Here is a 1,820-nt window from a genome sequence, read left to right as displayed (position 1 = left end):
ATATAGACAAAGCCAAAGAATAAACATAATGGACTATAGAACCAAGTGTCGTATCTAGCAAACTGAGAATGTTTAATTTTCTTGAAAAATCCAACGAACTTAAAATCACCAATTGCCCTAATAATGAAAACTAAAGCACAGACAATACTTCCAATTTTAGATAAACTATTTGCTTGGAACCCCCGCAAATAACCTACTTGAACAACAATAATGACACTAGCTAATAGAATAAGAATGGCTACGAATAATGTTCCCCCTATTCTCGGAGTAAAAGCAGGCTTATGTTCTCCCTCTTTTACTGGGAGTACAGCGGCAGAACCCCATCGACCTCCAAAAGCCCAATAAATATGCAAAAAACTGATAAACCACAGAAGCCCTACAGCTACTACTATTAATAGTAATTTCATTTATTCGCCCCCAATTTCGTAACTTCAAAGATAACATACACTACCGTATGTTATAGTGAAAATTTTGTCCCTTCAGGTTTTATAACCATATTAGGGACATTTATTATCGAATAATCAATTATGTCTCAGCATAATTCCGTGACATCCGCCGGAGGCTTTAACTTCTTTCAGTGGATGTTTGGACACCCGCTGAAAGAAGTTAAAAGCTCAACCATTTTATCAATATCAAAATTAGGATTTGCTTCAAACCTTGTCATCCACCCTACATACGTTAAATAGGCAAGTCTCGCCCGATCAATTGATTCAGTTTCGTCTATGCCCATTTTTTGATACAATTTTGCAACACAAGAAATTCTTTGTTCTTCTATATCTACTAAACGTGTTGCCACAACAGGATCGTATTTAGCCCAAGCATAAATACCATTCTCAATTTTTTTATCTCGATTAAAACTAATCTGTATTAGCTGTTCTAAAGAGGCATCCTGTTGCTCCATACTTTGAACAATCAGCTTTGTTGCATGTACTTCCCAAAAGTCGAGCATAGAATCTAAAAGCTCTTGATGGTCACGAAAATAGTGATAGAAGCTTCCTTTGCTTATTTTTAGCAATCGAGCAAGTGCTTCAATGCGAACTTTATGTATACCTTCATTAGCTAATTGTTGTAATCCTACTTTTATCCAGTCTTCCCTCGTTAATTGCATATCATCTCTCCAATAAAATACGGTAGCGTATGTTTTACGTTAGATTACTACTATTCTCATTTTTTGTCAATTATTCATTCTGTTTATTTTTATGAACTTTATTTTGTTGTTAATTGTAATATTGATCGTCATCACCCTTGATAAAATACAAGCACATACAAGTTCCAATTAAGTGACCTTAGCTCATTCTTTTTAATAGGAACTGATGGAGGCCTTCTTAAACGGCCGATTAAAGTACAAAGTTTAGATGTTTCACCAGCAGAGCGTATTGACATTATTATTGATTTTTCAAGGTTTGAAGGAAAAAAAGTAGTTTTACAAAATGGAATTGATTTAGATAATCCAACTGGTGAGATAATGGAGTTCCAAGTAACGAAACCATTATCCTGCCCAGATAAAAGTAAAATCCCGTGCATTTTAAGTAACATTGACTTTATTCCATTAGAAAAAGTAAACGTAAAAAAAGTAAGACGATTAACATTAAATGACTCAGAGGATGAATTTGATCGTCTCATGCTTTTATTAGATAATAAAGAATGGGCCGATCCAGTGACAGAAACACCTTTATTTAATTCTGTTGAAATATGGGAGTTATTGAGACTCCCACGACTAAAGTCGCAAGCCCGAATCCTTACGGATTTACGGGTGGGATTCTTGAATGACTAAGCGTTCGCAATCCATTTCTGTTTTGAACAGCCTTCAAGATAAGGGC

General features: G+C 35.1%; 2 protein-coding genes and 1 pseudogene. 1 reads left to right on the top strand and 2 read right to left on the bottom strand.

Going from position 1 to position 1,820, the window contains the following annotated elements; genetic code table 11:
• Positions 1–407, bottom strand: a 407-nt coding sequence (locus AB3X48_RS21795) for a DUF3995 domain-containing protein (RefSeq protein ID WP_367959936.1), incomplete at its 3' end; no start/stop codon positions are given.
• 167 nt (positions 408–574) lie between these two features.
• Positions 575–1,108 carry a TetR/AcrR family transcriptional regulator gene (locus tag AB3X48_RS21790; protein ID WP_016104937.1) on the bottom strand — a complete coding sequence of 178 codons (534 nt, stop codon included), beginning with the start codon at positions 1,106–1,108 and terminating at the stop codon, positions 575–577.
• Between the two features lie 144 nt (positions 1,109–1,252).
• Between AB3X48_RS21790 and AB3X48_RS21785 the strand changes: the two are divergent.
• Positions 1,253–1,711, top strand: a pseudogene (locus tag AB3X48_RS21785) (multicopper oxidase family protein); the annotation flags it as partial.
• Positions 1,712–1,820 lie beyond the last annotated feature (109 nt).

Origin of the sequence: Bacillus sp. S4, assembly GCF_040838205.1 — a bacterium.
In the GTDB taxonomy this organism is placed as follows: Bacteria; Bacillota; Bacilli; order Bacillales; family Bacillaceae_G; genus Bacillus_A; species Bacillus_A cereus_U.
The sequence above is the reverse complement of the archived record's forward strand: the minus strand, read 5'-3'. Positions and strand labels throughout refer to the sequence as shown.